Annotated in this window: 17 protein-coding genes; 6 read left to right on the top strand and 11 right to left on the bottom strand. The window is 70.3% G+C overall.

Annotated elements, in window-relative coordinates; all coding sequences use genetic code 11:
- Positions 1–18 precede the first annotated feature (18 nt).
- Complete coding sequence (locus RBH18_RS23470) at positions 19–1074, bottom strand: neprosin family prolyl endopeptidase (protein WP_306211254.1); 1056 nt, start codon at positions 1072–1074, stop codon at positions 19–21.
- Positions 1075–1392: 318 nt separating this feature from the next.
- Between RBH18_RS23470 and RBH18_RS23465 the strand changes: the two genes are divergently transcribed.
- The 4 genes from RBH18_RS23465 (at position 1393) to RBH18_RS23450 (ending at position 5992) form a co-directional block, all read left to right on the top strand.
- The gene (locus tag RBH18_RS23465; protein ID WP_306211252.1) at positions 1393–1866 is read left to right on the top strand and encodes a cysteine dioxygenase; all 474 of its coding nucleotides are present in this window, start codon (positions 1393–1395) and stop codon (positions 1864–1866) included.
- Complete coding sequence (locus RBH18_RS23460; protein ID WP_372338972.1) at positions 1863–2261, top strand: rhodanese-like domain-containing protein; 399 nt, start codon at positions 1863–1865, stop codon at positions 2259–2261. The genes RBH18_RS23465 and RBH18_RS23460 overlap by 4 nt, the downstream gene beginning before the upstream one ends.
- A gap of 171 nt (positions 2262–2432) precedes the next feature.
- On the top strand, positions 2433–4016 hold the full coding sequence (locus tag RBH18_RS23455) for a protein kinase domain-containing protein (RefSeq protein ID WP_306211248.1): 1584 nt from the start codon (positions 2433–2435) through the stop codon (positions 4014–4016).
- Positions 4017–4318: 302 nt separating this feature from the next.
- Positions 4319–5992 (top strand): DUF262 domain-containing protein, encoded by a 1674-nt coding sequence (locus tag RBH18_RS23450; protein WP_306211246.1) that lies wholly within the window; start codon positions 4319–4321, stop codon positions 5990–5992.
- Between the two features lie 255 nt (positions 5993–6247).
- Here RBH18_RS23450 and RBH18_RS23445 read toward each other — a convergent pair whose 3' ends face one another.
- From RBH18_RS23445 to RBH18_RS23420, 6 genes are all read right to left on the bottom strand, one after another.
- Complete coding sequence (locus RBH18_RS23445) at positions 6248–8587, bottom strand: glycoside hydrolase family 127 protein (protein ID WP_306211244.1); 2340 nt, start codon at positions 8585–8587, stop codon at positions 6248–6250.
- Positions 8584–11244, bottom strand: coding sequence for a glycosyl hydrolase (locus RBH18_RS23440; RefSeq protein WP_306211242.1), 2661 nt, complete (start codon positions 11242–11244; stop codon positions 8584–8586). The genes RBH18_RS23445 and RBH18_RS23440 overlap by 4 nt, the downstream gene beginning before the upstream one ends.
- A complete protein-coding gene (locus RBH18_RS23435) occupies positions 11241–14423 on the bottom strand; it encodes a glycosylhydrolase-like jelly roll fold domain-containing protein (RefSeq protein ID WP_306211240.1) in 3183 nt (1060 codons plus the stop codon). Before RBH18_RS23435 ends, RBH18_RS23440 begins: the two co-directional genes overlap by 4 nt.
- Entirely contained in the window at positions 14416–17526 is a 3111-nt protein-coding gene (locus RBH18_RS23430; RefSeq protein WP_306211238.1) for a family 78 glycoside hydrolase catalytic domain, read from the bottom strand. Before RBH18_RS23430 ends, RBH18_RS23435 begins: the two co-directional genes overlap by 8 nt.
- A gap of 202 nt (positions 17527–17728) precedes the next feature.
- Positions 17729–18439: an anti-sigma factor family protein gene (locus RBH18_RS23425; RefSeq protein ID WP_306211236.1), complete on the bottom strand. Its 711-nt coding sequence runs from the start codon at positions 18437–18439 to the stop codon at positions 17729–17731.
- Positions 18436–18939, bottom strand: a complete 504-nt coding sequence (locus tag RBH18_RS23420; RefSeq protein WP_456237634.1) for a sigma-70 family RNA polymerase sigma factor — start codon at positions 18937–18939, stop codon at positions 18436–18438. Before RBH18_RS23420 ends, RBH18_RS23425 begins: the two co-directional genes overlap by 4 nt.
- A 283-nt stretch (positions 18940–19222) precedes the next feature.
- On the opposite strand from RBH18_RS23420, the gene RBH18_RS23415 reads away from it, so the two are divergent.
- Complete coding sequence (locus RBH18_RS23415; RefSeq protein ID WP_306211232.1) at positions 19223–20026, top strand: hypothetical protein; 804 nt, start codon at positions 19223–19225, stop codon at positions 20024–20026.
- Positions 20027–20196: 170 nt separating this feature from the next.
- Here the strand turns inward: RBH18_RS23415 and RBH18_RS23410 are convergent, their stop codons facing one another.
- The 3 genes from RBH18_RS23410 to RBH18_RS23400 all read right to left on the bottom strand — a co-directional run bounded on the left by RBH18_RS23410 (position 20197) and on the right by RBH18_RS23400 (position 22855).
- Complete coding sequence (locus RBH18_RS23410; protein WP_306211230.1) at positions 20197–21117, bottom strand: DUF1996 domain-containing protein; 921 nt, start codon at positions 21115–21117, stop codon at positions 20197–20199.
- A gap of 81 nt (positions 21118–21198) precedes the next feature.
- A complete protein-coding gene (locus RBH18_RS23405; protein WP_306211228.1) occupies positions 21199–21963 on the bottom strand; it encodes an ABC transporter ATP-binding protein in 765 nt (254 codons plus the stop codon).
- Positions 21956–22855, bottom strand: coding sequence for an ABC transporter permease (locus RBH18_RS23400; RefSeq protein ID WP_306211226.1), 900 nt, complete (start codon positions 22853–22855; stop codon positions 21956–21958). Before RBH18_RS23400 ends, RBH18_RS23405 begins: the two co-directional genes overlap by 8 nt.
- Before the next feature lie 169 nt (positions 22856–23024).
- Between RBH18_RS23400 and RBH18_RS23395 the strand changes: the two genes are divergently transcribed.
- Positions 23025–23633: a TetR/AcrR family transcriptional regulator gene (locus tag RBH18_RS23395; protein ID WP_306211224.1), complete on the top strand. Its 609-nt coding sequence runs from the start codon at positions 23025–23027 to the stop codon at positions 23631–23633.
- Here RBH18_RS23395 and RBH18_RS23390 read toward each other — a convergent pair.
- Positions 23596–26085: putative bifunctional diguanylate cyclase/phosphodiesterase (locus RBH18_RS23390; protein WP_306211222.1), on the bottom strand; the 2490-nt coding region annotated here is incomplete at its 5' end. The two genes, RBH18_RS23395 and RBH18_RS23390, sit on opposite strands and share 38 nt — an antisense overlap.

Below are 26085 nucleotides of genomic sequence, written 5' to 3'. Positions count from 1 at the left end.
AGCGGTTGCCGGTTCAACCTATTCTTCGTCGTCCTCCGGGCAGTTGCCCTTCCCGCCGTACCCGAAGGTGCGGTCGGTGCGCCGATCCACGCTGTAGTACGGGCTCGTGGACTCCAGGCTGGGCTTGACCTCGGGACCATTGATCATCGAGATCGTGCCGACCCGGGTGGCCGCGGGATCGGCGCCGGGCAGGCCGTTGCCCATCTGCGTGCACGGCTCCTTGCTCGACGCGGCCACCTCGCCGAACCACTGGATCAGCCCGGCCTGGGTGTACTTGCCGTCCCACAGCTTGTCGGGGAAGTAGCCGATCCACTCGGAGTTGTAGGCGACCCACCACACACCGCTGGAGTGCCGGACACCGAACCGCTTCTGCTCGCCGACGGGCAGGGTGTCGCCCGGCTTCACCGTGCTGCTGTACTGCACGTAGCCGCAGGCGTTGTAGCAGCCCGGCTTGCCGTTCTGCCACGAGAAGACGAACAGGTGCGGGTCGTCGTCGCCGTTGACCCCGCGGTCGACGGTCCAGCCGATCTCGACGATCTGCTTGCCGTCCTCGCTCTGTACCGCGATCTCCGCCAGCGAGTGGTAGTCCTCCTGCGCCAGCTCCGGCTTCGCGATGTTGAGGTTCGCCCACGTTCCGTCGGTCGCACCGGTCTGCTCGCCGAACGCGTAGAGGTAGGACACCTCTTTGTCCGGGTTGGGCTGGGCGGACGGGGGTGTCGGGGGCTGGACGTCCGTGCGCTCCGCGCGCAGCGTCCCGGCCGGCGAGCGCTTGCCCTTCGGCGCGAACTCCGCCACCGGCCGCAGCGAGCCGCTCTGGTCGGCGGGGGCGGCGTCGGCACCGGCGGCCGCGACGGCCTTGCTGGTGGCCCCGGGCTTGCCGCGCTTGAGCTTGGTGGGCCTGGCACCCCACGGCAGGAGCTTCGGCGGTACGGGCGCCGCGTCCACGGCCACCGTGGACTCGACCGGCTGCGGTGTCTCGGCGGCTCCGGCGTTCATGGTCCACACGACCCCGGTGGCCCCCACGACGGTGGCGGCCAGACCGGCGGCGAGCAAGCCACGGCGATTGTTCGGCACGGATGCGTCCTCAAGGATCGGGGGAGTCGCCAGAGGGGCCGGCGAAGAGGCGTCGCAGACGATATAACGGCCTGAATACCTCTGGCTGCGCTGCGCGGTCGTTTCCACCGGAACGGTGACCCGGGCAGTCCGATCTTACGAGCCCGGCCGGGGAAAAGCGCACGCCGCGTAGCCGTCACGTTGCTCTGGGCGAAAGAGGCGACGCCCGCGTGGCTCTTTCGCCCCGATCATTTCCCGCGAGTCTTCACACCGCTGCCACAATCATGCGGTAAACCTATAGAACCAATAGGCAATGTATGTGACCCGAGGAGTTGCCCCGTGCCGACCGTCGACCTGCGCCTGGACCACCTCAGCATCGCCCGCGAGTTCGCGGCCGACCCCGCGTCCTGGCGCATCAAGCCCCAGTTCAGCGAGGCCGAACGCTGGTACGACCGGCTCGCCGAGGAGCCCGACCACGAGGTGTGGCTGCTCACGTGGCTGCCCGGGCAGGGCACGGATCTGCACGACCACGGCGGCTCCGCGGGCGCGTTCCACGTCTTCTCCGGCACGCTGACCGAGGAGACCGTCGCCGTGCGCCCCGACGGCCCGCCGCGCGTCTCCGTGCGCGAGCTCGGCGAGGGCGCGGGCCGGCGCTTCGGCACCCGGCACATCCACCGCATGACCAACCGCACCAACGTCCCGGCGATCAGCATCCACGCGTACGGTCCGGCGCTGACCACCATGACCAAGTACCGCATCGGCGCCGCCGGCCTCGACGTGGTGACCATCGAGCGCGCCGGAGCCCAGTGGTGACCGCGGCCGTCGCCCCCGCCGGCTCGCGCGGCATCGACGAGCTGCTGACCGCCGCGCGCACCCGGTTGCGGCGCCTCGACCCGCACCAGACCCGGCGGGCCCTGGCGGACGGCGCGGTCCTCGTCGACATCCGCCCGGCCGCCCAGCGCGCCGAGCACGGCGAGATCCCCGGCGCCATCGTCATCGAGCGCAACGTCCTGGAGTGGCGCCTCGACCCGCGCAGCGACGCCCGGCTCTCCTTCACCCGGTACGACCTCGACGTCATCGTCACCTGCCAGGAGGGCTACACCAGCAGCCTGGCCGCCGCCGCCCTGCAGGATCTCGGGCTGCACCGCGCCACCGACCTCGCCGGCGGCTTCCGCGCCTGGCAGGAGGCCGGCCTCCCCACGATCTGACACTCCACGGTGACCGGCTGTGCCGATCGTCCGCCGAAGATGGCCGTCGGGTGACGATCGCGCACCAAATCGCCCCGGCACTCCGCCGATATTTGCGGAACTCATCGGTAACCAGAACGATCGATGTGGAAGATCGTTCGAGGGAGTTGATGAGTGGACACCGCGTACCGCGTGAGTCCGCTGCGTCTGCAGGACCCCACCCGGCTGGGCGACTACGCCCTCGTGGGGCTGCTGGGCCTGGGTGGCATGGGCGCGGTCTATCTGGCGAGGAACCCGGAGGGCCGGTTCGTCGCGATCAAGCTCATCCATCCGACCCTCGCCGCGGATCCCGAGTTCAGCGGCCGGTTCCGCAGCGAGGTCGAGCGCGCCCGGCAGGTGCCGTCGTTCTGCACGGCCGAGTTCCTCGGCGCCGATCTCGAGCACGACCCGCCCTACCTGGTTGTCGAGTACGTCGACGGGCCCAGCCTCGCCGAGGTCGTCGACGAGCAGGGCCCGCTGCGCGGCGGGGCGCTGCACTCGCTGGCGACCGGCATCGCCACGGCGCTGACCGGCATCCACGGCGCCGGCGTGATCCACCGCGACCTCAAGCCGGACAACGTGCTGCTCCCGCCCGGCAGCCCCAAGGTCATCGACTTCGGCATCGCCCGGCCGTTCGAGATCACCAGCCGCCACACGCGTACGGACAACATGGTCGGCACGGTCGCGTACATGGCGCCGGAGCGCTTCTCCGCCGACCCCGACACCCCGATCACGCCGGCGGCCGACATCTTCGCGTGGGGCTGCGTGGTCGCGTACGCGGGCACCGGCCGCACCCCCTTCCACGCCGACTCCCCGCCGGCGACCGCGGCGCGCATCCTCACCCAGCCGCCGCACCTCGACGGGCTGCCCGACTCCCTGCGCGGCCCGGTGGGGCTCGCCCTATCGAAGGAGCCCGCCGACCGCCCGACCGCCCAGGAGCTGCTGGCGATGCTGATCGGCAAGCAGCCGGTCCCCCCGCCGCCTCCGCCGCCGCCCGCCGCCCCGGCGGAGCCCCCGCGACCGCCGCTCAAGGGCCGCGCCCTCCCCCTCGTCCTGGCGGCCCTGCTCCTCGTCGCCCTGCTCACCATCGTCGGCCTCGTCACCACCAGCGGCGACGACCCCGGCCGCGAGCAGCAGCAGAGCGCCGCGCTGCCCTCGGCCGCGCCGACCCCGTCGCCGAGCTCCCGCCCGTCCCGGCCCGCCAAGGCCGCCGACGCGCCGTTCTCCCCCGGCTCGCCCAGCACCGAGAAGCAGGCCCTGCCGTCCCAGGCGCCGAGCCGCCCGAGCAAGCCCGCCCCGTCGGCCGCCCCCACCACCAGCGCCGCCGCGCCGAAGGGCAAGACCAACCCGTCCGGCCGCAACCTGGCCCTGGGCCGGCCCGCCGAAGCCTCCAGCCTCGAAGGCGACCCGTGGTCCGCCGCCGGCGCCGTGGACGGCGACGCGACCACCCGCTGGAGCAGCGGCTTCAGCGACCCCCAGTGGCTGCGCGTCGACCTGGGCGCCCGCTGGCAGATCAGCGAGGTCGTCCTCCGCTGGGAGAACAGCCACGCCACCCACTACCGCGTCGAGATCTCCACCGACGCCAAGAAGTGGAAGACGGTCTACTCCACCACGAGCAGCGCCGGCGGCGTCGCCACGATCCCCGTCGAGCGGGTGACGGGCCGCTACGTCCGCATGTACGGCACCCAGCGCTCCACCGAGTACGGCTACAGCCTGTGGGAGATGGAGGTCCGCTGAGCAGACGGCTACAAGTTTGGTGAACCTAAGTCAGCCTACGCCACCCGCAGTGAGACCTGTGAGGCCCGACACTACATCGGGGCATGCGCAGGACGCCGCGTCTTTCATCGCTCCCGTCCGCGCTGTCCACATGGGCCGGAGCGACGATGGTGTGTCACGAACATGATCACAAGATTCTCGTCGCACCATAAGCGCTGCAGCCTCCGGCCAACCGTGCTCGCTCCTCGGACAGCAGTCGCCATAGGATCGACCCTCCCGCCACAACGCACCGGCGGGCACCCCTCACCTGAGAGGCACCGACCATGGCGAAGAAGCTTGAAAGCGACATGTTGCCGCTTACCAAGCTGTTCTCCCAAGACTTCTTCTTCCGGATCCCCGAGTATCAGCGGCCGTTCCTCTGGGACGACGAGGACTTCACGAACCTTATCGATGATCTCGCGGGCGCGCAGCGCGATGAGCCCTACTTTCTCGGGACTCTTGTTCTCCATAAGATCAATGACGGCGAGTACGACGTCGTCGACGGCCAGCAACGCCTGACAGCCCTCTGCATTCTCCTGGCCTGCATGCGAGACTCCCTCGACACAACGGACGACAAGACCCTTACGGTCGAGATTCACGAGAAGATATTCCAAGCAGCCAAGAAGCTTGATTCCATTCCAGCGCGCAACAGGCTGCAGGTGAAGGACCAATCGGTTTTCAACTCCATGATCGGCACTACCGGGGGCGCCGCACAAGCGCTGTCCGAGTCGGACATGAAGAACGCCATAAATCGCCGATACGAGGCCGCGCGATCAATCTTCTGGGGCAAGCTGCAGGCCATGCGGGAGCACGACCGCGAAAGCTTCGCGATCTTTGTCACGCAGAACTGCACTTTCATCTATGTGGCGACCGACACATTTGAAGACGCCTTCAGACTGTTCACCGTGGTCAACGATCGCGGCAAGCAGCTGCGCCGCATCGACGTCCTCAAGGCTTACAACCTTGATCCGGCATACATAACCACCGCGGACTCCCGCACCAAGTACGCACTGCAATGGGAAGAGATGGAGAACCGCCTCGGCGAGGCCGGCTTCGAGAACATCTTCAGCCTGCTGCGGCTCGTGTATGTCAAAGAGAAGACACAATTCGATCTGCACAAAGAGTTCGAGAAGAAAATTCTCGGGCAGCCCAACATGCCCAAGCCGGGTCCAGAATTCATGGATCAGCTCGAACGGTACGTCGATCTGTACGACGCCCTCTTCGTGGCCCGAGACTTCCTTGATGCATCGGGCGATGCGCCGCATGTCGCTTATCAGACTTTAATGGAGGCGATGGTCAGCTATTTTTCCGCCTCCGAATGGAAGTCCTGCCTTTTGGCTTTCGCTGCGAAGTTCGAGAAGACCCAGTTCTATGATTTTGTACTGATGATCGAGAGAATATACCTCGAACACTGGGTCACCGGCACCCGCAAAGACGAGCGCTACGGCGTCTATACGGCAATCTTGAAGGACATCGACAGGTTCACCTCTGCGGAGCAGGTCCTCGACCGATTGAACGCGTCAACCGAAAAGATCCAGGAGGCCTGCCGCGCGAAGAACTTCTATACTGCCAGTCACGCGAAATACCTGCTCGTCAGAGCCGAGATCGTGGCCGATGAGCTGGATCATGTCCGACACTTCCAAGTTCGCTCCATTGAGCATGTCCTGCCGCAGAACCCGAAGTCGGGTGGCCTGTGGAGCTCGACATTCACCGCGGCGGAGCACGACCAGCTGATCGACTCCGCCGGCAACCTTGTGCTGCTCAGCAAGAGCAAGAACTCGAAGGCAGGCAACCGAGAGTTCAACGAGAAGAAGACGACTTACCTCAAGGACCGGGTGACCTCGTTCCCGCGCAGTGTCCAAGTGCTTGGTTACACGGAATGGACGCCGGACGTGGTACGAGCTCGGACCGAGGAGTTCGCGAACACTGTCCTGAAGGATCCGCAGACGAAGCCGTGAGCGAATCATTCAGATGGAAACGTGCTGTCCACCCTGAGTCCTAGCCTCCGCCGTTGACCCCGACCGGCGGGCTTACCAGAGCAGCCTTGGATCTGCCACTCGCGTTGTTCGATGAGTGGCCGATCCAAGGCTGCCTGATTAATGCCGGTTGATTGTCACGGAAGGTAGTCTGTTCCTGGGATGCTGCCCGAGCTTCGTCGTCAGCCCGTAATTTCATCTGGCCGCTGGCACCTCAATGCCGGCGGCGCCTGCCCGTTATGCGTCCGCCTTGAGGACGAAGTCGGCCACGGCGCCGTCCAGGTAGGGGTGCTTCACGTTCTGCGATCTGCCCAGGTAGTTGAAGTGGGTCGCCCCTACCAGGAGGGCACTCATCCGGGGGGCCTTGTTCTCGCCGCTGAGCACGCCGTCCACATGGAACTGCAGCGTCTTGCCGACGACGATCTTCACCGTCGTCCACACGCCGACCGGGAGGGCCACGGCGGCGTCGACGAAGTCCTCGCCGTCCATGCCGCCCAGTTTCATGGCGAAGCGGGCCGTCCCGTTGCCCGTCCGCGGGGTCAGGAACATGTAGCTCTGGGTGTTGAAGCCCAGGTCGAACACGCGCGCCGAGTTGGCGATGCTGTTCAGCCGGACGGCCACCGAGATCGTCAGCTCGGTCAGGTTGGCGGGCAGGCCGGCCGGTAGCACCACGTGTGCGCCCTTGCCGTCCAGCTCGATGCCGCGCGGGCCGGGCACGGCGCCGCCCGCGAGCACGGCGTCGTCCCAGCGCCCGGTGCGATCCCGCAACGAGCCGCTCAACGGGTACGCCGCCACGACGCCCCGGCGCCGGACGGGCGGCAGGGCGAAGTACACGCTGTAGTGCTCGTGGTGCACGTCGAGGAACGGGCTCAGCCGCAGGTCGCCGAGGCTGAACTCGACCCGGCCCGGCGCCCGGCGGAGCAGGCCGGGGTCCACGGCCGGGATGACGGCGGGCGGGTCGTCGCCGTGCCGCCCGGCCAGCACCAGCGGTCCGTAGGTCAGCGCCCGGATCGCCGGGTTGTCGGGCGCCGCCTGCCAGCGCGGGCGCATCGGCAGGGTCAGCTCGACGACGTCGCCGGTGCGCCACCGCCGGCGGATCGAGGCGTACGTGCCCGGCCGGACGTGCACCGGCGCACCCGCGACCCGCAGCGTCGGCCCGCCGGCCCATCCCGGGATGCGGAGGCGCAGGGCGAAGCTGCCGCCCCGGGTCACCGTGATGCGGATCTTGTCCGAGTACGGGTACTCGGTGGTCAGGCGCAGCGACGATCCCCGGAACTCCACGGTGGAGGGGATGAAGAGCTGCACGGTCAGCTCGTCGCCGCGCTCGGCGTAGACGGACTCGGCGAACTTCGTGTGCGTCTCCAGCCCCGAGCCGTGGTCGCAGCTGAAGTTGCCGTAATCGCTGCTGTAGGAGCCCGGGTCGGAGACGAGCCCGTCCTTGCCCTTGCGCTGGGTCCCCTGCGACAGCCCGGTGTAGTAGGTGACGTTGCCGTGCGCCGAGTCGGGGTCCTGCTCGCCGAGCATCTGGTTGAGCAGCGTCCACTCGTAGTAGTCCAGGTAGTCGACGCGCTCGGGGTCCTGTTCGAGCAGCCGCAGGGTCAGCTTGAGCATGTTGTAGCTGTTGCAGTTCTCGCACGTGTTCTCGCCGAGCTGGCTGACGATCTGGTCCGGCGGCCCGAAGAACTCGGCGTTGGCGTTGCCGCCGATCACGTACGTGTGGTGCCCGACCACCTGGTCCCAGAAGTACGTGGCGATGGTCCCGTACCGCTGCTCGCCGGTCAGCTGCCAGGCCGCCGCCGCGCCGACGATCTTCGCGATGTCGGTGTTGGCGTGCCGCCCGGCGAGGGTGTCCCGCCGCTCGGCCAGCGGCACGAAGATCTCGTCGTGGTCGAACCGGCGGGCCAGCGCGAGATGCCCGGGGTCGCGCGTCACGGCATAGAGGTTGAAGAGCGCCTCGTTCATGCCGCCGAACTCGACGTGCAGCACTTTCTGCATCTGCTCACGCGACAACGCGGAGGTGCGCGAGTCGGCCCACCGGGCCACGCCCAGCGCCACCTGCAGCGCCTGCGCGTTCCCCAGCAACCGGTGCTGATCGAGCAGACCCGCCAGGATCTTGTGGATCGTGTAGTAGGGCGCCCACGGGTTCTTGCCGGCCTCGAGATCGTCGAAGACGGACGAGGGGAAGGCGGAGAGATATCCGTCGGCCGCCTGACATGCGGCGAGCCCCGCGACCAGGACGGCAGACCGCTGCCGGAGACCGGCGTCGTCGAGGTGGTAGGCGGCCTGCGCGAGCCCCGAGAGCAGGTGACCGGTCGTGTGCCCGCGCAGCTGGACGTCCGGAGCCTCCCAGCCGCCCAGGGGCTCGGCCGTGCTCGGCAGGCCCGCGGTCACCCGGAACATGTGCAGCATCCGGTCCAGGTCCACGAACCGCAGGTAGGCCACGGTCCGCATCATGTTCTGCCGGTAGCGACTGTCCAGCAGACGGACTTTTCCGGATCTCGTGCCCGCGGCGGCCGGGGTGGCGGTGAGCGCCACCGGCAAGGCCGCGCCGGCGCCCAGGACCGTACGTCGCTTCATCGGTACCACCTCAGCTGGACGGGCCCGAGCAGGCCGTACGCCTGCCGGGCGGCGATGCCGAACACCTCGGGACTGGTCGTCCGCAACCGGTTGAGCAGCGTCGTGGCCACCTCGACCTCGACGGTGTTGCGCCCGGGCCGCAGCCAGGGGCCCAGGTCCACGACCGGGTCGAGCACGTCGGCCGGCGGCAGCGCGCGGCCGTTCACCCGTACGCGGAAGGTGTCGGTCACCTCCCCCAGGTCGAGCCACGCCTTGAGCCCGCGCGGCACCTCGAAGGAGGTCCGATAGGTCCCCACACCGGACACGTCCTCGAGCCCCGGGATCGCCGTCCAGGGTGCCAAGGCGCCGAGCGTGACCCGATGCCTGGACACGCCCGCGGGCTGCCAGTCCTCGACCTCGAGCTCCCACGGCGACAGGACGGTCGTCTCGCCGGTCGGCGTCCGGGCCGGCGGCAGCGAGATCCGCCCGGGCCGCAGCGCGATCAGCATCGACTGACCCGGCTTGAGCGTCGCCCGGACCCGGATCCGACGGCCCTCGCGGACGAAGGGGACGCCCGAGATCTCCCCCGTCCACGCGTCGAGCAGGCGCGGCACGGCGTCGCGCGACCGGGCGGTCAGCCACACGTCGAGGTCGATGTCGGTGATCTTCCTGTTCTCCGCGTGCCGCGCGTTCGCCAGGTAGTAGTAGTCCGTCTCCCCGTCCACCCGATGCACGGTCATCAGCGTCGACCGCTCGTACTCCACGTCGCGGGCGATGCCGCTGAGCGCCGCCGGGATGCCCGCCGCGTCCGGCACGACCGTCGCCAGTTTCAGCAGGTCGGCGAGCACAGCGCGCAGCGAGTCGTTCTCGCCGGGCTGCGCCAGGCCGGTGACGTGCGCGTCGGCCGTCCAGTCGCCGAGCACGACGATCGGCAGGCCGGCCCGGGCCAGGGCGAGCAGCTTCCGCGCGGCCCGCAGCGAGATCGTGTGCTCCTTGCCGCGGAAGGCGTCCCCCTCCAGGATCAGCGCCTTGTACGCCGGGCCGTCCGGCGCCAGCCGCCCGCCCCGGACCACGGCACCGGGCAGGTCCAGCGCGGACTCGGTGAGGAAGCCGTGCGTCCAGCCGATCGGGATGCCGTCGTTCGTCGCCCAGGACGAGCCGATGCCGGTCGCCGTCCAGCCCTTCTGGCGGAAGAACGCGAGGTCCGTGCGGGCCCTGCCGGTGCGCAACACCAGTTGCGTACGCGCGAACCACCCCGCCACATCGCTGACGTGCCGCCACGTCGGCTGCCGCGGCCCCCACGCCTCGGCGTAGCCGATCCCGGTGCCGTTGTACGGCGAGAACGCCGCGAACCCGGGCCACGCCGCGCCGGGTGCCGTGGCGTACGCGAACCCGTGCAGCACCGCCTGATTCACGCCCCCGGCGAACACGCTGCCCATCGTCTGCAGCACTTTGTCCCACGTGGTGCTGTAGGCGCCGTTCGCGTACGCCGCCGACTCGCACGACAGCAGCTCGTGACCGGCCATGTCCCGGCCGGAGGCGAGGACCCGGTAGTCGTCGAGGTTCTTGAAGCCCAGCGACTCACTCTCGGGCACGTCGAGCAGGGTGGCGCTGCGGACGGCGTCGGTGCGGAGGCCGTACGGCTGGACCCGCAGCCGCATCCCGAGACCGTGCGCGAAGTCCCGCAGCGGGATCAGGTGATTCTCGTGATAGAGGTCGGAGAGCACGAGATCGACGTCGTCGCGGACGTGGTTCGACGTGTCGGGGTCGAAGGCGTACAGGTACTTCTCGTTCTTCTGCACGATGATCGGCAGGTAGGGCAGCAGGTCGTAGCCGGCCCGGCGCCGGAACTCGTGCAGAAAGCCGGGCGTCCAGATCGTCTCGTCCGTCTCGATCTCCAGCGAGTCCTCGAAGAGGTCGCCGCCGGCGTCGCGCAGCAGCTCGCGGATCCGCCGGGTGAGGATGACCTCGCGCCAGAAGCCGAGCACCACATCGGTGCCCGCCCGGCTGAAGTGGTCGACCACGTAGGAGTCCGGCGACGTGTGCGGGCCGCCCTCGGGTTCCTGCCCCGATCCTCGCTCGGTGTAGGCGAGCAGCACCCACGTGCCTTCTCCGGTCACGTCGACCTGACCGGGTTCGAGAGTCCGGACCGATGCCGGGTCCAGCACCCCCGCCGACACCACCCGGGCGATCTGCACGATGTCCGCCGCCACCGTTCCGGAATAGGAGCCGGTGAAAGGCGTCACCGTGGTGGCCAGTTCCTTCGCGGCGGCGGGGTGCGAGGGCGTGATCGTGGGCACGGCGGTCGGCCAGGACGGGCCCATGGCCAGGTCGACGGTGAGGCTGCGGGCCTTGGCGCGGCGCAGGGCGGTCTCGACGGCGGTGAGCCACGCGGGGGTGCCCCAGCCGTGCCCCTCGACGTCGAGGTCCGTCCGCACGCTGTGGTGCACGTCCTGGATCTCCACCCCGCCGAAGCCGGCGTCGGCGATCTGGTCCACCTCGCGGGCGATCTCGGCCGGGTCGACCAGGCCGTGCGGCCACCACCAGCGGAACTTCGCGGCCGTCTCGGTGCCCGGCCGGGCGAAGCGGCGCTCGAAGGACGTCGATCCCGGGAAGGTCAGGCCGGGCAGCGGCAGCGCCGCGCCGAGGCTCGCGGCCAGTAACGTACGGCGTTTCATCGGACGGCCTCCAGCTGAGCGTTTGCGACGGCCTGCGGCCGCAGGGTCACCGGGCCCACGAGCCCGGAGGGCAGGATCTTGTTACGGGAGTTGGCGAGGGTGTTGGTGACCCGCACGCCGATCGTGTTGGTGCCGGGCCGCAGGGCGTCGGTCACATCGACGGCGTACGGGTGCCAGAGCGCGACCGGCAGCGCCCGGCCGTTCACGGTGACCGTGGCGAGGTCGTGCACCTCCCCGAGGTCGAGGACGAGCCGCCGCTGCGCGAGGTCCGCCTTGTCCAGGGCGACCGTCGTCTCGTAGACGCCACTGCCGGAGAACGTCGGGTCGAAGGTCGTCCACGAGCCCAGGGGCCGCTGCTCCGCCACGGCGCCGGTCTTCTCCAGGCGCACGGTCCACGGACCGGCGACCGGAATCGGCGTCAGCGGATCGGTGACGGTCACACTGCCGCGGTAATCACGACGGCGATCAGTCCCTTCGAGCCGATATGTCCCGGGTGCGCCGGCGGTGACCGTGGCCCGCAGTCCACGACCCCTCGCGACCACCTCGGTGGCCGACCCGCTCGTCAGGTGCGCGGTCTCCTCGGTGTTGCGGAAGACCACTCCCAGGGTCTCGTACGGCTGCAGCGTGATCGGCACCGTGGAACCGTCGTAGGTCGTCGCCGTCGCCGTCGAGCCGGTGCGCGGGTCCCAGATCTCCGGCACGCCCCGCGCCGGGAAGGTCGCCGTGGTCGTCACGACCTGGTCGCTCTCGTTGGTGAGCAGGAACGCGACGTCGTCGCCGCGACCGGTCCGCTTGACCCGCACCGCCTCGGCCGCCGGCCGCAGTGTCACGGCCTGCTCTCCGGGGACCGAGGTCCTGATCCCGCGCAGGACGTTGCGCAGTTCCGCGTCCTTGCCGGTCGCCTCGTGCTGCGGCAACTCGTCGGCGACCAGCCTGCCGCCACCTCGGACGAAGGCGGCGAGTTGCTTCGCGGCAGCCAGGTCCAGGATCGGCGTGGGCGGCAGGACGACCTGCCGGTAGTCGGCCTTGCCGACGTGCAATACCCCTCGCGACGACGTGGCGGGGAACCGGGTCGCCGGGTCGCCCGCCAGCGCGTTGTCGGTCACCAGGTCGAAGTCGATCTGCCGGCGTTCCAGCTCGAACGCGGTCTCCGCGAAGTCCTCGTCGAGAGTGTTCGCCGTCGCCCTGGTCTGCTCGGCGGCGCGCTGCGGCTGGATCAGGGCCGTCTCGGCGAGGTCGGTGCCGCGGCCCAGCTCCATGACCCGGCCGATCCACGTGTCGACCGTGGGCATCTCGGCCCAGAAGGTGCTGCGCGGCCCGAACGGCGGCGGGAAGTTGACGTTCGTCTCGTCGGTCCACATGGCGTGCAGGAACGTCTGGTTGACGCCCCGGGCCGCCAGCGCGCCGACCGTGGCGTGCATGTAGTCGGGCGCGATCTGCCAGCCGCCGTTGCCGAAGGTCTCCATGACCACGCGTTCCGCGCCGCTCTGGTGCGCGGCCGACGCCGAGTTGCGCGCCAGCATCGTCTGCTTGCCCGCCGTGTAGTCGGTGGTGATCATGTCGCTGCCCGGCACCTGCGCCCACTGGTTGTCCTTGCTCAGGTCGCCGGTGCTGATCATCCGGTCCTGCGGGCCCTCCTCGTCCAGCAGCGGGTTCGAGATCAGCTTCAGGCCGTGCCGGGCCATCCACTCGGCCTGCCGCTGGTAGTAGCTGGTCGCGAAGAGGTTGTTCACCGCCCGCCAGTACGCGCCCCCGGCCGGATCGATCCCGTCGGCCGCCGCCAGGTACGCCGTCCCCGGTCTGCCCCCGGCCGCCTCGACCGCGTCGGCCAGCCCCGGCGACCACGGGAGCCGCTTGAACGGGTGGGGTTGCGCCGAGGCGATGAACGACTCGTCGTCCCAGAAGCCCGGGACGACCGTGCCCATGGCCCACGGCCAGCGGCGGGCGTACTCGGCCGGGACCACGTCGAGCCACGCGTCGACCGCCGCCGGGTCGAGCAGGTCGAGGTAGTTGCGCACATAGCCGCTGGAGTCGTCCCGCAGCAGCGTCGAGGCGAAGACGTCGACCTGCCAGCGTCCGGCCGGCACCTTCCAGGTCGAGCCGCTGATCTCGGTGATCGCCGTGCTTCCGACCGGCCGGGCGGCGGCCGCGGTGATGCCCGGCAGGCTCACCCGGTCCTGCGCGAAGCCGGCCAGCCCGGTGGCGTCGGTGAAGTCGTTCGTCCACAGCGTGTCGCCCGCCGGGTTCCACACGGTCAACGTGTCCCACTGCGACCGCTGGGTGCCCTCGGCCGCCACGGCTGCGGCGCCTTGCCGGTACGTGGCATCCGTCGCGACCGGTTGCACGGTGTTGTTGATCGTCGGCGCGATGGTGTCCCCGCTGACCTTCACGGTGACCGTCTGCGCCCGGGTCGCCGAGAAGCCGGGCGTCGCGACGCCGGTGGTGAGTCGCGTCTTCACGCCGTCGTCGACCCGATAGACGCTCGCCACGCCCTTGACGTCGACGTCCACGAGATAGCCGCGCGTGCCGGTGGCGTCCGCGCGTACCCACAGCTGGGTCCCGCCCGTGGTGAGCGTGACCTTGCCGGTGACCGTGTAGTCCGTCCAGCCCGTGCCCGGCTGCAGCGCCGCGGCGCCGGGCCTGGTGGCCGGGTCGACGACCAGCTTGCCGCTGTCGACGCTGAGCCCGCTGGTCCGCGCGAGGGTCAGCGTCGCCGGTCCGTCGACCACGCGGGTCGAGCGCAGCAGCGCCTTGAGCCGGAGCTCCGGCCGGGCCGGGAACGTCCGGGTGCCGACCGTGCCGCCGTTGACGACGTAACCGGCGGCCCGGCCGCTCGGGAAGTTGTTGTCGTTGAACAGCCAGATCTTCATGCCGGTGCGCTGCGCCTCCCGCAGCACGTGCTCCACCAGCGAGAACCACGCCTCGGTGAAGAAGGCGGGCTGCATGGCGTCCCCGCCGTACGGGAAGAGGACCGCCTCGTGGATCCCCTTGGCGCGCATCTCCGCCATCTGCCGGTCGGTGATCGCGGTCGTGATCGTGTTGTTCCAGTACCAGTAGACGGCGGGCATGCTGCTCTTCGACGGGTTCGTGAACGCCGCGGGGCCGAACCCTGCTCTCGCTTCGGCCGGCGCCGCGAGTCCCAGGACGACGGTCAGCAGGATCACCAGTGCTCTAGGCATGGAAGCTCCAGGTGCCGGGGCCGACAGTGCGGACCTTGCCGCCGGGCAGATGGACCTCGGCGGTCGTGCCGTTCGGAACGGTGACCCGGAGGTCGGTTCCCGCGCCGGTGCGCTGCCAGGACACCGCCACCGGGCCGTGCGGGGTGTCGTAGCTGCCTGCCACGCTGGTCAGGTCGCCGACCATCGCCGGATCGATGACGAGTTCCCGGAAGCCGGCCGAGCCGTCCGCCTGGCCGATGCCGGTGAGCCGGGTCAGCAGCCAGGAGTCGAGCGCGCCGAGCATGAAGTGGTTCTGCGACTGGCCGCTGCCGCCGTCCCAGGTCTCGCCGAGCGACGTGTTGCCCCGCACGACCTGGTAGCCGAGGCTCGGGCTGGTCGTCTGCGACGCGACCGCGTAGACGACGTCGTCGCGGCCGTTCGCCGAGAGGACCCGGAGCACGGACGGGAACGAGATCTCGCCCATGACCAGGTGGTTCCCGGCGCCCTGGACGCTGTCGACGAGGTGCCGGAGCTGGGCCGCCTGGAGGTCCGCGGGCACCGCGCCCATGTCGAGGGCGAGGGCCGTCGCGCCCTGACCGCCGCCGCCGAAGAGGCCGGTGGCCGGGTCGTAGTACTTGGCCCAGACGGCTGCCGCGAGCGCGTCCGCCTTGGCACGGTAGGGGGCCGGATCCTCACCGAGCACGCCGGCGATCTGCGCCATCCCGTCCGCGATCCGCCAGATGCCGAAGCTGCCCGGGATCGCCTTGGGCATGGCCGGCTTCTCGGTGGTGATCCAGTCGCCGAGCCCGTAGTCGTAGACGCCGTTCACCCAGCGGGCCGTCTGTCCCTCCAGGTAGGACAGGTACTGCCGCATGCGCGGCCAGTAGGTCTCCAGCTGAGCGGTGTCGCCGTACGTGCGGTAGACCTGCAGCGGCACGAGCACCAGGGCGCCACCCCAGTTCGGGTCGTCCCGGTAGGAGCCGGCCAGCGTCACGTAGTCGGGCACGGTGCTGGGCACGAGACCGGACGCCTCCTGCCCGTCCGCCATGTCCCGCACGATCTTGTCCAGGTACGCCCGGACGTCGTAGTTGCGCGCGATCGCGTCGAAGGCCAGCTGGTCCTGCTCGAGCCAGCCCAGCTTCTCGCGGCTCGGGCAGTCGGTGAGGACGCTGTTCATGTTGCTCTCGACGGCGTGGCGGGTGAGCCGGTGGATGCCGTTGACGATCTCGTTGGAGCTGGTGAACGTACCGGCGGAGGGGTTGTCGGCCATGACCCGCAGACCGGTGACGCTGACCCGGGCGTCGCCGACCACCTCCAGGTAGCGGAAGCTGTGGTAGCCGAAGTCGGGACTCCACGTCTGCGTCCGGCCGCCGCTGGTGAAGCTGTCCCAGATCGGGGCGCCGACGTTGCTCTTCGACTGGTCGGCGTGGCCGTCGCGCAGCGCCTCGGCGGGGAAGACCCGGATCGTCGTGCCCCTCGGCGCGGTGACCGTGAGCTGCGGGATGCCCGCGATGACGCGTCCGAGGTCGTAGATGGTGCCGGTCTGCACGGCCGGCAGCTTCTCGACGACCCGGACGGGCTCGCTGAGCCGGCCGGTGAGTGCGCCGACCCGCTGCCCGGGCACCACGGTGTCCCACGTCGCCTTGCCGCCCGGCTTGTTCCAGCCCGGGATCTCGCGGCGGGCGTCGTAGTCCTCGCCGCCGTACCAGTTCGAGGCCGTCGTCGCCCCGAGCGTGGTGCGCCAGGTGCTGTCCGTGCCGATCCGCTGCCTGCTGCCGTCGGCGAGGGTCAGCTCCAGCTGGGCGATGACTTGCGGGTCCGCGGCCGTACGCGCGAACTTCCGATAGCGGCCCGCGGTGTGCAGCGCGTCCGCCGTGCCGTTGCCGACCGCGATGCCGATCGTGTTGGCACCCCTGCGCAGTTGCGACGTGACGTCATAGGCCGCGTAGGTGACCCGGTCGGCGTAGTCAGTGTTGCCAGGCTCGAGCACCGCGTCGCCGACCCGCTGCCCGTTGAGGCTGGGGACGTAGACGCCGAGGCCACTCACATAGAGGCGGGCGCTGGTGACCGATGTGTCGACGAGGAAGTCACGCGCGAAGAGCGGCAGTGCCTCGGGGAGCCAGGTGTCCGGGGTCTTCTGCCCGGTGATCGTCGCGGCATCGGTGAACTCGTCCGCCTCCGCGGTCTGGATCCTGTAGTCCACCGGAAAGTTCGGCGTCCTGCCGTCCGCGGTCAGCGTGTCCGTGCGCGGATAGAGCAGCACCTGATCGACGCGCTTGGCCGTGCCCAGATCGATGGTCAGCTGGATGCTCGCGTCGGGGCCGGCGTGCGCGGCACTCTGGTAGCCCGCGTTGCTCGCCTCCTCCGGGTTCGAGGTGGTGAGCCCGTCGGCGATCAGGCCCGGCTCCCACTCCTTGCGGACGGTCTCGGTCTCCGAGGCGGTCACGAACTTCTCCCGGCCCGCGGCCAGGTTGACGCCCGGGTCGGCCGAGTCGCGCACCTGCACCTCGGCGAGCTGCAGCCGATAGGTGAGCTGCGGGAAGCGCCGGGCGTCGCCGGCCGTCACGAGCTGGTTCTGCGCGTTGATCGGCTGCTCGGCGAGGGGCAGGCCGAGCTTGGTCACGTCGAGGCGGACGTACCGGGCGTCGCGGGCGGGCAGGTCGACCACGACCGGCTCGGCCGCCTTGGTGCTGAGCTGCCACCGCTTGTTGGCGATCCAACCGGCGGACCAGTCCCGGAGGCCGGTCTCGAACCAGGTCGGCGCACTCCAGCCGCCGGCCGCGCCGGACCAGGTGCGGACGCGCCAGTAGACGCGCTGGCGGCTGCCGATCGGCTTGCCCCGGTAGACGGTCTCGCTCTCGCTGCTCCCGACGCGGCCGGAGTCCCAGAGGTCCGGCTTGCGGAGCAGCTTGGCGAGGGAGGTCGCGGCCTGGATCCGGTACGCCGTCTGGGTCGGCGTGGCGATCCGCCAGCTCAGCTCCGGCGCGGTGGCGTCGGTGCCCAGTGGACGATCCTGGTGATCGCTGCGCAGGAAGGTGGGGGCGGGCGGGGCGGCACTGGCCGGAACGGCTGTTCCGGTGGCCGCCAGGACGGCGGTGAGCAGGACGGTGATGCTGCGACGCACGGCGACTCCTGTCCCGGAATCGTTTCAAGGGCACCACAAACTGGCGGCGTGGTGGACGCCGCAAGCTGTTAACCGTGATCGTGAAACGTTTTAACAGGGTGGTAACAGGGACCGTAATCCGCGACACAGGAGATCGTCAATACGTCACGCTGCGCATGCGAACGGGACGGCCCCGGACAGGACCGCCCCGCTCCCCCCGGTGCTACAGAGAAACGCTGGTGTACTGCTTGCCGCCCTCGGTCACGACCCGCACCGAGCCGACCTGGTCGAGCGGCACGAGCGCGCTGCCGTCCAGGGTGGTCCCGTCGTCGGCGCCCGCCTCGGAGACGAGCCAGCTGCCCGCGAGCGTCACCTTGCCCGACTTGTCGACGACCTGCAGCAGGCACCGCTCGCCCTGCGGGATGCCGGCCACGGCCGCCTTGACGCGGATCCAGCCCGGCGCCGGGGTCAGCGCGACGGTGATGCGTGCGCCGGTCGTGGCGTCGACCGCGGTGGCCGTACGGGTGCCCGGCGCGGCCGTCGGCCCGGACGACACCGCGGCCGTGGGCTGGGCGACGGGCGGCGCGTCGCTCGGGGAGGTGAAGCGGCCGACCGCGGCACCCCCGGCCACCGCCGCGGCGACGACCACGGCGGCCGCGACGCCCACGAGCGTCGAGCGGCGGCGGTTCGCCCCGGACGACTCCTGGCGGATCTGCCGCAACGTGCGCTGCAGCAGCAGGTCGGCGTCGTCGGGTGGGCCGTCCAGCAGCATCGCCTCGGGCACGGCTTCCAGCGCCATGGTCCACTCCTGCAGGGATTCGGCCTCGGCGCGGCACTCGGCGCAGGTCGCGAGGTGTTCCTCGGCCTGCCGGTGCTCGTCCGCGTCCAGCGACTTGGTCAGGTAGCCGGCGAGGTCCACGTGGTTGATGTTCATGAGGCAGACCGTTCCGTTCCGGCGGGGCTCAGCGACTTGATCTCACGCAGAGCCCGGAGGGCGTAGAAAGAACGTGATTTGACGGTTCCGGGTGGGATGCCCAGGGCCTTCGCCGCCTCGGTGACCGTGCACCCTTGCAGATAGAGCTGTTCCAGCACCTCGCGATGCTCGGCCGACAGGCGGCTCAGCGCGTCGACCACCACCATCGCGTTCACCACCTGCTCGGCGTGGTCCTCGTCGGACGGCACGTCGACCGGGCTCTCCCGCACCTCGGGGGCGCGGGCGTTGCGGGCCCGAATCTGATCGGTGACGATGTTACGGATCACGGTCAGCAGCCAGCCGCGCACCGACCCCTTGCCGTTGACGAGGCTCTCGGGATGCCGCCAGGCCCGGACGAGCGCCTCCTGCACGACGTCCTCGGCGGCGGCCCGGTCCCTGGTCAGCTGCGTGGCATAGGCCAGCATCGCCCGGCCGTGCTCGGCGAACAACGATCTGACCAGTGCCTCGTCAGCCACCTCCCGGCGGCGTTGGAGCCTGAACCCCGGCATGCTCTTCCCACCTTCTCGCACGGCTTCTCGCACGGCGTGGCCGACACTGCCGAGGCTGGCCGGACGGAGCGCGTGCCCGGCCACCCCCGACCCCCGTTGCGTCGGTCTGACTCTCCCCACACGTGCGCGGGTTCGGAACGGTTCAGAAAAATTTCTTTGAACCGCCCCGGCCGTTCCCCCGTGTGGGTGGCGTAACGCTGAGTTTCGACGCCGACAGTCCCGCAGGGGGAAGACCATGAAGCGCACCCGTACCGCCGCTGCCGCCCTGGCGCTCACTGCGCTGCTGGGTATGACCGCTTGCGCCCGCCCGGCCCCGGCCGGAGTGGCCGACCTCGCCGCCGAGCCCGGCGTGCCCGAGGCCTCGGCCTCCGTGACGCCCAGTGACGACGTCCCGCCCGAGCTCCAGGTCATCCCGTCCGCGTCCGCCCCGGCCGGGCAGGGCGCCTCCGACGACGAGGAAGAGGCCGTCGTCGAGCCGCCCACCGTCGCCAAGACGCAGAAGTGGGTCAAAATCTTCAGCGGCCCGTCCGACAAGGACATCACTCCGCCCGAGAGCATCACCTCGGGCAGCAAGACGGTCGAGCTGAACGCCACCGAGAACGACGAGATCGGCACCTACGTCACCGACGGCGCCGGCCGCACCCTCTACCGCTTCGACGAGGACGACAACAAGCCGCCCAAGGCCACCTGCAACGGCGACTGCGCCAAGACCTGGCCGCCGCTGCTCATCAAGAGCCCCGGCAAGATCTTCCCCAAGGGCATCGACCCCCAGATCCTCGGCTACGTCGAGCGGGCCGACGGCCACTGCCAGGTCACCATCAACGGCTGGCCGGTCTACTACTTCGCCAAGGACGCCGAGCCCGGCGACATCAAGGGCCAGGGCGTGAAGGGCACCTGGTTCGCCGTGGCCCCGGACGGCGGCAAGACCCAGCTCCCCGACGGCGGTTCCGCCCCCGACTCCGACTCGGGCACCGGCGGCGGGACCGGCGCCGACAGCGACGCCGGCCCGGTCGAGAACCCGCCGGCTCCCGGCTACTGAGCCCACCCGAACCCCGCGACCCCGGCCAGGCCTCAGCACAGGCCGGGCCGGGCCACCGCGGAGCCACGCCGGTCGCGCCTTCAAAGCGGTGCGGCCGGCGTCCGGCCGTCAGGCTCAGGTGCGCGGCCGGCGTTCAGGCGTCAGGCGCAGGCGCGGCGGCTTTTCGGCCGTCAGGCGCAGGTGCGGCCGGCGTTCAGGCAGTCGGCGATCTTTTCCATCAGGCCCGCGGGCATGAGGTTGACGAAGAAGGCATGGTCCGTACGCGGACTGTGCCGCTGCGGGTCGAAGGCGTCGATCCGGTACGGCGTCCCCCGCGGCACCTCGTAGGCGACCGTCAGTTCGAGCCGCGGCACCGGGAAGGTCGACACCGGACATCCGCCGCCCGCCTCGGGGAAGACGAGATGCTGGCGGTGGCCCTTGCTGTCCACCCGCCGGCCGTCCCAGCAGCTCGGGAAGTCGAAGATGCGCAGGACACGCTCGCCCCGCCCGCACACCGGATAGAGCAGGGTGCGCCTCTCGGTCTCGCCCGAGCAGCTCCAGACCGGGGCCGCCAGGGCGCCGCCGTTCGTGAACGCGTACGCGTCGCCGACCGCACCGCGCAGCAGCTGGGGCATGGGCACCACGGGCGTGCGCGGATTGCCGTAGAACCGCAGGGTCACCTCGGCGGGCACCTGCACCGCGCCGTCGTGCTCGCCGGTGCCGCCCATCCGGAGGGCGGGCCAGTAGTACGTGGACTGGTCGCCGTTCGTGCAGGTGGTGGCGGCGCCGGGCAGGCTCTCGACGGTCGAGCCGACGTCGACGGAGAGATTGCCGACGTAATCGTGCACATGGTGCACAGGGCCGGGCTTCCGCGGGGTGACGACGATGTTGGCGGTGTTCCGGTGGCCGATCTCGTTGCGGCCGCAGTCCCAGCTGTACGACCCGGGCGCCGCGGCCGGCAGCGGCGCGGCGGGTACCTCACCGATGTCGATGTAGTCGGGCCCGAGCTGTGACGATGTCACCCGGGCGGCACCGATGGCCGCCCCGGCGAGCAGGAGCTCGATCGCCAGGGTCAACGCGACAGCCCGGCGCCGGCTCCACGCTTCCGCCATACATTCACCATACGCAGGCGCCGACACACCCAGCGTGTAGCAAAAAGGACAGCGGGGGCCGCCGGCCCCCGCTGATGATCGTCACTTCTTGACGTACGCCTCGTATTCCTTCATCACCGCGTCGGTCGGACCGTCGGCGCGGATCTTGCCGGACTCGAGCCAGATCGCGCGCTCGCAGGTGTCGCGGATGGACTGCTCGCTGTGGCTGACCAGGAAGACCGTGCCGGCCTCGGCGCGCAGGTCGCGGACGCGCTGCTCGCTGCGCTTGCGGAACTTGGCGTCGCCGGTGGCCAGCGCCTCGTCGATGAGCAGGACGTCGTGCTTCTTGGCGGCCGCGATGGAGAACTTGAGGCGGGCCGCCATGCCGGACGAGTAGGTGCGCATCGGCAGGGAGCTGAAGTCGCCGCGGTCGTTGATGCCGGAGAAGTCGATGATCTCCTGGGTGCGGGCCTTGACCTCGGCGGGCGACATGCCCTGGGCGAGGCAGCCGAGGACCACGTTGCGCTCGCCGGGCAGGTCGTTCATGAGGGCGGCGTTGACGCCCAGCAGGGACGGCTGGCCGGCGGAGTAGATGGCGCCGCGCTCGACGGGGAGCAGGCCGGCGATGGCCCGGAGCAGGGTGCTCTTGCCGGAGCCGTTGGTGCCGATCAGGCCGATGGCCTCGCCCTTGTACGCGACGAAGCTCACGCCCTTGACCGCGTGCACCTCGCGCAGCCCGGACGGCTTGGCGCCGGTGACGATGCGCTTGAAGCTGGCGACCGGGCTCTTGGCGCCGCCGCCCGACTGCTGGACCCGGTAGACGATGTGGGCGTCGTCCACGATGACGGTGGGTTCGCGATCAGCCACGGCCGTAGCCCTTCTCTCCGCGCCAGAAGTAGATGTAACCGCCCAGGCCGGCGACGACGGCCCAGGCGACGGCCAAAATCCACAGCGTCAGCGGCGAGGAGGCCAGCGGCACGTCCTGCATCAGCGCGTGGCGCATGAGGTCGATGTAGACGAGCAGCGGGTTGGCCTCGATGAGTTCGCGCAGCCAGCCGATGTGCACGGTCTCCTCGAACTTGGTGACCGGGTAGATCACCGCGGAGCCGTAGAGCCAGATCCGCATGATGAACGGGACCAGCTGCTTGAAGTCGGCGACCTTGGAGCCGAAGCGGGCCACGGCCATCGCGAGGCCGGCGTTGAACAGCGTCTGGAGCAGGAAGATCGGCACGAGCAGCAACCACTCGAAGGTGATCGGCTCGCCGAACGCCAGAACGATGATCATGAGGACCGCCATCGAGGCGATCATGTTGCGCACCTCGACCACGGTGATGGCGAGCGGCAGGCTGGCCCGCGGGAAGTGCAGCGCCCGGATCAGCCCCATGTTGCCGCTGATGGCCTGGGTGCCGGACTGCACCACCGACTGGGTGAAGCCGAAGATGAAGACACCGGTGCACAGGTACGCCGTGAAGTTGTCGATGCCCCGGGAGGTCTCCAGGATGACACCGAAGATCACGTAGTAGACCGCCGCGTTGAACAGCGGGGTCAGCACCTGCCAGAGCATGCCCAGCCGGGTCTTGCCCAGCGAGGAGGTGACCTTCGCGTTCGCGTACGACGCGATGAAGTGCCTGTACGCCCACAGCTGCCGGGTGTATTCGGGCAGGCTGGGCAACCGCCCGGCGAAGGTGAGCCCGTGGCGGCGAGCCAGCTCGCTCAGGGGCACGCCGGTGTCGGAATCGGCGACCGCCGTCTGTGACATGGGGTGGCGCTCCGATCTGCTCGGTCCGTCGGGGGATGGGGACCTGGATTCGCGCGACGACACACCAGCAAGTGTGCCGCGATGAAACGCAGTCGTATCGACGACCGGTCGAAAACTAACCGAACGAACGTCGAAACGCAACCGTTGCGTTCTGGCGTATAGTGTCCTCGTGGCGACAGCAAAACGCGCACCGGCCGGTGCGGCCGTACTCCGCGGGGACATCACCGCGGCCATCCGCAACGCCGTGATGCACGAGCTGGCCGAGGTCGGTTACGGCCGGCTCTCCATCGAGGCCGTGGCGCGCCGGGCCGGCGTCGGCAAGACGGCTGTCTACCGCCGGTGGAAGAACAAGCTCGAAATGGTCCTCGAGATCGTCTCCGGCGTGGCAGAGCGTAGCGTGCCCATGCCCGACACCGGTAGCTTTGCGTCGGATCTGCAACTCTTGATGTTCATCGTCAGCAAGGCGCTCCAGCACCGGATCGCCTCGCAGATCATCCCTGACCTCATGGCCGAGGCCGCGCGCAACCCGAAGATCTCGGAGACGCTGCAGCGGGCGCTTCGCACGCATCAGGTCACTCTGGGTGAGAAGATCGTCGGCCAGGCGATCGAGCGCGGCGAGCTGCCGGCCGGCACCGATCCCGAGATCGCGGTGGACCTCATGATCGGCCCGCTCTACTGGCGGCTGGCGGTGTCCCGCACCCCGTTCGACGACGACTACCTGGAGAAGATGGCGGCCTACGTCACCGCGGCGCTGAAAGCCGGTCCTCCGCAAGGGTGAAGGTGCTGATCAGCTCGGGCGCCATCGGCCGGGCGAAGTGGAAGCCCTGCGCCCGCAGATAGCCCAGGTCGCCCAGCCGCTCGGCCTGCTCCGGCGTCTCCACGCCCTCGGCGACCGCCTCGACGCCCATCGTCCGGGCCAGCTGCAGCACGGCGCCCGCGATCGCGTCCGGCCCCGGCCCGGGTGCGAACGAGCGGTCCAGCTTGATCTGGTCGACCGGGCAGTTCTTGAGCAGGCTGAGCGTGGACGCACCGGTGCCGAAGTCGTCCAGCGACAGCCGCACCCCCAGCGCCCGCAGCTCGCGCAGCGTCTCGTGGGTCGCCCCGCCGCCGAGCGCGACCGACTCGGTGATCTCGATCGTGAGCCGCGAGGCCGCCAGCCCGGTCTCGGCCAGCACGGCGGCCACCTCCTGGGCGAAGCCGGCGTTCTGCAGCTGCCGGGCCGACACGTTCACGCTCATGCTGCCCGGGGCCCGGTCGCCCAGCTCGCGCTGCCACGCCGCCGCCTGCCGGCACGCCTCGCGCAGCACCCAGCGCCCCAGCGGCACGATCATGCCGGTCAGCTCGGCGCCGGGGATGAACTCGCCCGGGTTCAGCAGGCCGCGTTTCGGGTGCACCCAGCGCACCAGCGCCTCCACGCCGGTCAGCTCGCCGCCGGGCAGGGTCACCACCGGCTGGTAGTGCAGGACGAACTCCTCGCGCTCCAGGGCGGCGGTGAGGGCGGCCGTGATGCGGTGCCGCTCGGCGCCACGGGCCTCCGAGCCGGGCCGGTAGCGCTGGTAGCCGCCGTCGCCACGCTCCTTGGCCTCGTACATGGCGATGTCGGCCTGGCGCAGCAGGTTGCCCGGGTCGTCGCCGCCGTGCCCCTCGACCACGCCGAAGCTCGCGCGCACACTCAGCAGGTGCCCGTCGACATCCACGGGTACGGCCAGCACGTCCGCGATCCGCTCCAGCACCCGGTCCACGCTCCCGCCGTCCAGCCCGTCGAAGAGGATCGCGAACTCGTCGCCGCCGAGGCGGGCCACGGTGTCCGACGGCCGTACGGCCGACAGCATCCGCTCGGCCACCGCCACCAGCAGGCCGTCGCCGACCGCATGGCCCAGGGTGTCGTTGACGGTCTTGAAGTCGTCCAGGTCCACGAGCACGATGCTGATCGCCTGGCCGGTCCGGGCCTGCCGGACGCACGCCTCGACCCGCTCGCCGAAGAGGGCCCGGTTGGCCAGCCCGGTCAGCACGTCGTGGGTCGCCTCGTAGCTGAGCCGCTCGTGCGCCTCGACCGTCTCGGTCACATCCCGGGAGTTGGTCACGATGCCCCGTACGCTGGGCTCGTCCAGCAGGTTGGCGCCGGTGGTCTCCATCGTCCGCCACGAGCCGTCGGCGTGGGCGAAGCGGACCCGGTTGGTCATCACGGTGCCGGGCGCCGCGAGCAGCTGCGCCACCGCCTCGGTGAGGACGGCCCGGTCGTCCGGGTGCGCCCGCTCGCGCAGGTCGGTCCCGATCAGCGTGCCCGGCGCGCAGCCCAGCACCCGCTCGACCGCCGGGCTGATGTAGGAGATCCGGCCGCCGAGCTCGGTGATCGTCACGACGTCGCTGGAGTTCTGCACCAGCAGACGGAACCGCTGCTCCTTGAGCCCCAGCTCCAGCATGTTGGTGTCGATACGGGCCAGCAGCTGCGCGTTCTCCCGCATCGAGGTCAGCTGGCGCACGATCACCAGCGCGGTGAGCACGACGGCGGCCACGGCGACCGGCAGCAGGCCGTCGCTGTCCCGCACGATCAGGACGATGAGCAGCGCACTGGTGGCGCCGGCGGCCAGGTAGGGCAGGGTGCTGTAGTGGCCGCCCTCGGCCGGGCCCGTCGCCTGCCACCGCGCGGCCAGGGCGACGAAGAAGGAGCCGACCGGCACCACGAACAGCTTGGCGTCCAGGTAGGGGTGCAGCTGGAACAGCGGCTGGAGGACCGCCCCGAGGATGCCGGCGAGGAAGGCCAGCTGCAGCGCCCGCAGGGCCCGGCGGTTGAGGGTGGTGCCGCCGGTGATCGCCGTCTTCGCGATCGCGAAGGCGCCCAGCAGGCCGGCCACGAAGAGCGCGATGCTCGCCACGGGAGCCACGTGCTGGCTGCCGTCGAACAAGCCCCGCGCGGAGAAGTGCCAGTAGAAGACCCCGACCGCCGCGACGACGATGCCGACGTCCAGGCCGGTCGCGATCCGCTGCGCCCGGGTGGTCAGCCCCCACGGCAGCGCGAGCAGCGTCGTGACCATCAGCACGGTGCCGGCCGTCTGGAGCAGGCCGCCGGTGGTGCTGACCTCGGCGACCATGCTGAGGCCGGCGTGCAGCGACGTCGCCGCCTGCACGGCCGCCGCGGCGCCGAGGATGCCGAGGGAGATGCCGATCCGGCGCCAGAAGCGCCGGGTGGCGACCGGGCCGGCGGCGGATCCGGCGCGCCAGCACTGCAG

Origin of the sequence: Actinoplanes oryzae (assembly GCF_030757795.1) — a bacterium.
In the GTDB taxonomy this organism is placed as follows: Bacteria; Actinomycetota; Actinomycetes; order Mycobacteriales; family Micromonosporaceae; genus Actinoplanes.
This window is presented reverse-complemented; position numbering and strand designations above follow the sequence as displayed.